Origin of the sequence: Pleomorphochaeta sp., assembly GCF_050031695.1 — a bacterium.
GTDB lineage: Bacteria > Spirochaetota > Spirochaetia > Sphaerochaetales > Sphaerochaetaceae > Pleomorphochaeta.
Genome location: NZ_JBNAIC010000003.1, coordinates 1 through 6,798, shown reverse-complemented (window position 1 = coordinate 6,798; position 6,798 = coordinate 1). Strand labels below are relative to the sequence as shown.

The 6,798-nt window shown below is 27.2% G+C and carries 6 protein-coding genes; 2 read left to right on the top strand and 4 right to left on the bottom strand.

All coding sequences use genetic code 11. From position 1 onward, the window contains the following. Window positions 1-532: 532 nt before the first annotated feature. The 3 genes from ACPKM0_RS00135 to ACPKM0_RS00125 all read right to left on the bottom strand — a co-directional run bounded on the left by ACPKM0_RS00135 (window position 533) and on the right by ACPKM0_RS00125 (window position 3,625). Window positions 533-1,390, bottom strand: a complete 858-nt coding sequence (locus tag ACPKM0_RS00135; RefSeq protein ID WP_472472769.1) for a carbohydrate ABC transporter permease — start codon at window positions 1,388-1,390, stop codon at window positions 533-535. 9 nt (window positions 1,391-1,399) lie between these two features. Then, window positions 1,400-2,308 carry a carbohydrate ABC transporter permease gene (locus tag ACPKM0_RS00130; RefSeq protein WP_464634848.1) on the bottom strand — a complete coding sequence of 303 codons (909 nt, stop codon included), beginning with the start codon at window positions 2,306-2,308 and terminating at the stop codon, window positions 1,400-1,402. Between the two features lie 63 nt (window positions 2,309-2,371). Then, window positions 2,372-3,625: an ABC transporter substrate-binding protein gene (locus ACPKM0_RS00125; RefSeq protein WP_472472768.1), complete on the bottom strand. Its 1,254-nt coding sequence runs from the start codon at window positions 3,623-3,625 to the stop codon at window positions 2,372-2,374. 270 nt (window positions 3,626-3,895) lie between these two features. Here ACPKM0_RS00125 and ACPKM0_RS00120 point away from each other — a divergent pair, with 270 nt between their 5' ends. Then, complete coding sequence (locus tag ACPKM0_RS00120; protein WP_472472767.1) at window positions 3,896-5,905, top strand: DUF5107 domain-containing protein; 2,010 nt, start codon at window positions 3,896-3,898, stop codon at window positions 5,903-5,905. 158 nt (window positions 5,906-6,063) lie between these two features. Next, the gene (locus ACPKM0_RS00115; protein WP_472472766.1) at window positions 6,064-6,483 is read left to right on the top strand and encodes a TrmO family methyltransferase domain-containing protein; all 420 of its coding nucleotides are present in this window, start codon (window positions 6,064-6,066) and stop codon (window positions 6,481-6,483) included. A gap of 2 nt (window positions 6,484-6,485) precedes the next feature. Here ACPKM0_RS00115 and pelG read toward each other — a convergent pair. Next, a partial coding sequence (gene pelG / locus ACPKM0_RS00110) for an exopolysaccharide Pel transporter PelG (protein WP_472472765.1) occupies window positions 6,486-6,798 on the bottom strand: 313 nt, incomplete at its 5' end.

Genomic DNA, 6,798 nt, shown 5'->3' with positions numbered 1-6,798 from the left:
TCAATAACATCACCGTCATAAGCTAATTCATAAGAAACAGGAGTTTCTTCAATATTTGTTTTTAATTGAACGTCTGCTGTTTTACCTGAGAAAGATATACTTGCGAATACTGGAGCTGATACGATTAAAGCTGCTGCTAAGATAGTTAATAATTTTTTCATAATTTTGTTTTCCTTTTAATTATTTTTGTTATTTAGTTTCTTTATGGTTTTACTATATAATATCTTGTAACTTATGTCAACAATTATTATAAAAAATATTACAAAAAAATACAAAAAATATATAACTACTTATAATATAACGAATTAAATAGTAATAAAACATGTAGTAAGTAAACAACATATGCAATAAGTTTGATTTTATATAAAAAAAATAATAGAATCGTATTGTTTTTTTTAGAATATAATTAAGTGATTAAAGAAATATTTACAAAAAAGTTAAAAAAAGAAGGTTTTGATAGAGAAAAAAAAGAGTTGTTATTAAGTCAATTATTCTGACTTTTTTAACAACTCTTAATAATTATTTTATTATATTAACCTTTAATTGCACCTGCTGTTACACTTTGAATAATTCTATCTGATAAGAATAAGTAAAGTATAAAAGTTGGTAAAAATACAATAACTACTGAAGCAAACATTCCTCCCCAGTCACCTGTGTATCTCATAGATTGAATCATATTGTACAATCCAACAGCAACTGGTCTTACCTTTGTTTTATTAGCAAAAATTAATGACATAAAATATTCATTCCAAATTGTAATAAAGTTAAATATAGTTACTGTAATAATACCTGGTTGAACTAATGGAAACATAATTCTCCAATAAGTTCCCATAGGAGAACACCCATCTATATATGCTGCTTCTTCATATGTTGATGATAACGTTCTAAAGAATGAAAGTAAAAAGAATAGGGTAAAAGGAACATTCATTGAAATATATAAAAACATTAACATCCATCTATTGTTCGTTAATTTTAAATAACTAACAATGCTGAATAAAGGCATAATAATCATTATTGCTGGAATACCTAATGCTGATGCGAATAAGTTCTGTGACAATGCATTACCTTTAAATTTAAATCTTGATAAAACATATGCCGCAGGAGATGCAATTAGAACAATTGCAGTACAGCTAATAACGGTGTACATTAATGAATTCATGAAAAAGATAGAAACCTTTTGTGTTTGCCAAGCTTTTACATAATTTTCAAAATGGAATCCAGATTGAAAAGAAAACATATGATCACTAAATATTTCGCTAGATGTCGAAAGGGAAGCAAAAAATACCCAACCAATTGTTATAAAGGTAAATAGTACCCAGGCTATAATAATGATATAGGAAGGGATTAATTTCATTTGATTTTTTCTATCAATACTAAGTTTTTTTGACATAGTTTTCTCCTAAAATTCCGTATCATCATTTTTAATTATTAGATTTGTTAAGCCAAATACAATTAAAACGATTACCATCATTGTTACACCAATTGCTGCTCCAGCACCACTATCGCGGACTGTAAGGGCAGTTGATGAAGCTCCGAATACCAATTCATACATATAGTTCATTGGGGCTACTGTAGCATTCGATAAATTAACTGGACTGAATAATTGTCCCCAAATAAAGAATCCAACAGTGAAAACTGTCCACATAACTAAATTAGTTCTAATACAACCTTTTAAAAAGGGTAGAGTTATTTTTGTAAATCTTTGAAAAACATTTGCGCCTTCAATTACAGCTGCTTCATGATAATCTTTTGGTATTTGATCAATTCCACTAATAAAAATTAACATATGATATCCAACCATACCAAAACAATAAGCAATCATCATAGCCCAAAAAAGTATGCCAGGACCAGTCCACAAAATTTGTGAAGCTTTTTCTAAATGTAATAATTTGAAAAAGTTATGTAATAATCCATAGTCAGAGTTATAAACATAGTTAATCCACATTGTACCCATAGCTACTGCAGATACGACATTTGGTAAATAAATAACTGATCTAAAGAATTTCATATTTTTCATTCCAGATGTAAGAGATACTGCAAAAAATAATGCAAATATCATAACTAGAATTCCGCCAAAAAACCAAATACGGCCAATATTTACCATAGATTGTATAAATAAAGGTGTATTAAAAATATTTACGTAATTTTGAATCCCATTGAATTTCCATGTAGAGATAGAATCTGTAACACCTTCTACTGCAAAGAAACTCATTATAATTGTTCTAATAGAGGGATACAAAAATACTATTAGATAACACAACAATGCTGGTGTTAAAAACAATATAATCATTGTACGATTTTTTTTCATTTTGTCCTCTAATTCTTAAAATAAATTATTAGTCCCACAATTTGTGGGACTAAATTTGACCAACTATTTATTCATATTATCATAGAATTCTTGTGGTGTAATTTGATTAAGAATTAACTTAGCAAAATTTTCTTTTATTTTAGCGTTGATTTGTGGATTATCTTCCATTCCAACTGCCCAAGGCATACGTACAGTTGTTGAATCTAATACTTGTTTTGCTTCAGCTAATTGAATAGGCCATTGGCTAGAATTAGCCATTGGTACTCCAAGAGATCCTTCAGCTAGTTTTTCATCCCATTCGCCAGTAGTTAACCAAACGATTAATTGGAAAGCTTCAGAAGAAACTTTTGAGTTCTTATTAATACCGAAACATTGTGCACCATAATTGTTTGCATTAATTCCTGTGCCAGCTGGATCAATTGCAGGGAAAGCAAAAGCACCCCAATTCATGTTAGGAGCATTACCTTTAATTTCATTAGGTAACCAAGTACCATTTAAGTACATTGCAACTTTACCAGTAGCCATTTCTTCTATTTGTCCTGCAGGATAAATATTTGAAGCTGCTTTTCTACTGATATATCCTTTCTTAGCAAAATCTGACCAAATTTGAGCAAATCTTAAAACACCAGGATTTGAGAAATCATTGTCTTTAACCATTTTCAAAGTTTCGTCTAATCCAATAATACGACTCATATTATAGCCAAAGAAAGCTGCCATATAAGCATCATCTACAGTAATTCCAGCAACACCAATGCTTTTTAGTTTAGCACAAGCATCTTCAAATTCATCGATAGTTTTTGGAGTTGAAGTAATGCCGGCTTGATTAAATAAATCTTTGTTATACATTACTACAAATAAAGATGGTTGATAAGGAATTTCATGTAAAGAACCGCCTCCGATTTCTGTAACAAGATTTACAAGAGTTTGGTTAATTTGAGTTTTGAAAGGTTTGTTATTAGTAGTTGGATATACTTGATTAGCATAATCTTCAACATCTAAAAGATAATTTTTCCAAGTATTCCCAACTCTTTCAATGTCTTCATCAAACATATCAATAGTTTCTCCAGCATCTAAAGCAGGTTGTAATGTTTTTCTAATTTCTCTACCATTAAATACTACTTCAACTTCGATACCAGTTTCTTCAGTAAAAGCTTCAACAGCATCAGCTATTACAAGAGCCTGTGGTTCAGCTTCGTTCCACATTGACCAATAAACAACTTTCTCTGAATCATTCTTTTCTGAATTTCCGTTTGCAAAAATAGGGGATGCAAAAGCAACAATTAAAATCAATACAAAAAATGTTTTAATTTTTTTCATATAATCCCTCCTTGTGGTGATTATTCCTATTTAAAGTATTTAGTCCAAAGTTCAAATTTGTATTTATACGATTCCGTAAATAATTTGGACAAAATAATAAAATAGGGGTTTTTTAAGGATTTATAAGGGATTTTACTAGTTTTTTAATAGAAGAACATATAATAAGTAATGTTCTATTGTGCAAATAATATATCTTTTAAAACATATACAGATATACAAACCTCGACTACTATAACTATAAAAACAAAAGGAATCAATAGGTTTTATAAAATGAGTGTGTATTTATCAAAATATAAGTGTAAAGCTTCATTGGTTAAAGGTGAAAATCCATTACCAATATTTAGAGATAGTAAAACGAATTTTGAAGTTATTAATTCAGAAACAGTTCCAAAAGAATTTTCTAGATTATTAGGATATGAATGCGGGAAAAGAGTTTATCCGTATAAGAAACAAGATAGATATGATAGAAAATGTAATCAAACAGAATTAAAATCTATAATTTTAGAGAATGATTTTTTGAAAGCAACTTTTTTACCAACTTTAGGGGGAAGACTTATTTCTTTATTTGATAAAGAAAAAAATAGAGAACTTTTATTTGCAAATGAAAATATTCAAATGGGGAATTTGGCTATAAGGGATGCTTGGTTTTCTGGTGGTATCGAATGGAATATAGGTCAATATGGGCATGCTTTAACCACTAGTGATGATGTTTTTGTGTCAGTGCAGAAAGATTTAGAAGGTAATGATTTTTTAAGAATATATGAATTTGAAAGAATGCATGAAATTTATTGGCATATTGATTTTCATCTTCCTAAAAATAGTAAAATTCTATATATAAAAGTAAAGATTTATAATTTAAATCAAAAAGATACTTCTCTATACTGTTGGACTAATGTTGCATTAAGAAAAACTGATTCTACTAGAGTTTTTTCTAATACAAAAAATGCATTATTTTTAAATCCTTTCTTAAAAGATAATAAAAAAGGTTATGATTATATTTCATTACCATTTGTTGATAAGTTACCAAATTTAGATATATCCTATCCAAAAAGATTCCCTTATAGTAATGAGTATTTCTTTGCATGTAATAAAAATGAGTTACCATATGAAGTTACAGTTGAAGAAAATGGCGATGTTTTTTTAGATTTTTCTACTAATGAATTAGGTTATAGAAAAATGTTCTGTTGGGGAGAGCAACAAGGCGGTAAGCATTGGGAAAGTTTTTTATCACCTTCAACAACTGGCGAATATTTTGAGGCTCAAGCTGGAGTTGCTCCAAGCCAATTACATGGTGAGATATTACCTGGTTTATCTAGCTTTTCTTTTGCCCAAGCTTTCTGTGGAATATCAGTTGATTCACAAATAGCTCAAGATGAAGATTATGATTTAGCTTTTGATTACATAAAAGAACAAGTAAAAAAAGTTGTAAGAAATAATGATATCAATGAATTTAATGAAAAATTTGAATTGTATTCACAAATTAAACCAGATAGGATATTACATAAAGGATCTGGTTTTGGTTATTTAGATAAAACAATCAAAAACTTACAATTGCCAGCAGCTTTTAAATTTGATGCCGATACAATTAAAAATGAGCAAAAGATACTTTTAAGTTTATTGAATAATAATTCATTAGATTTAGATTATGAAAATCTTGAATTTGATTATCCTGCACTCTCGTATCAAAAATTATTAGAAAACAATAATACAAATTTTATTAAATACTTAAATGCTTGTATTGAATGTGAAAAATTAAATTATGATAAAGCTCTTAAAGAATTTATTGCATTAGAAAAAGTTAATTCAAATAGCTTAGTTTGTCGAAATATTGCTTTTATCTATAAAATAAAAAATGATTTTAAAACTTGCTATAAATGGTATGAAAAAGCTTTATCAAATAAAAATACTAAAAATTATTTATATATTCTTGAAGAGTATTCGAATATTTTATTAAAAAACAATGAACTTAGTAAGGCAAAAGAAATCCTATATAAAGTCGATAATAACCTTCTAGCAATATCTGATAATTTATTGCTTGATTTAGCTTTTATAAGTGCAAAATTTAATGATTTAGATAATTTAGAATTCTGTTTGTTTAATAGAGAAATTGCAAATATTAGAGAAGGGGAAAATCCTTTTCCTTATTTATATTATGAATATTTAACTCTTAAATTAGCCAAAGATAGAAAAATAGAAGTTAACAATACTTTAAGAGCTGAAGTAAAAGCTAAGTATAAAATTCCTTATAAATTTGACTTTACTGTACTTTTAGAGAAATAAGTTACTCTTATATAATATTTTCGATTTAAAAAAATGCTTTATTTAATTGAGAAAAATAAAAATTTATAGCAAAATTTTGTTGACATTTTTGTTACCTATTGTTAACTTTCATATGTAAGAATTATTAACTTATTATTTAACATAATATTGGAGAAAAAATGTCACAGAATTATAATTTTATTGGTTATATAGAAACTCCATATAACTCATTAGCAGAATGTCCTAAAAATATTAGTTTTAATGGACCTTTATGTAAACTTTTTATTAATGATGATTTAAAAACAGAAATTAGAGGATTAAAAATAGATCAAAAAATAATGGTTTTATATTTTTTAGGAGATAAAGAGGATTCGACTATTGAATCAAACTCAATAAAAAAATGTCCTCATTCTCATAATAAAGATTTAGGACTATTTGCTAAAAGATCACCTCATAGACCAAATCCAATTGGGGTTGCAATATTACCAATAGTTGATATTGATTTTGATAAAGGTATTATATATTTAAAAGGGTTGGATTGTTTAAATAAAACAAAATTGTTAGATATTAAACCCGCTATATATCTAGAAAATAAATAAAATTACTTTTTAGTGGCCTTTTTATAGTTTTGTTTTTGCATGTCCTTTTTAAATAGATAAGCATTAAAAAATTTAGAAATTGATACGAAAATACCTTTCTCTTCAGCTATATAAATCGGTTGAAGAGCAAAGGTAGTATAGGTTATTTCTTTTAGAATCTTTTTTAATATATATGATGCAATCATGAAAGAAATAAATGAAGCTAAAGTAAATCCTAATCCAGTATATTCAATAGGTAAAAATTTAAATATTAATGTAAATATACCATTTAATATAAAGAAACTAAAAGCAACAAATAAAGCATTTCCTTTTCTT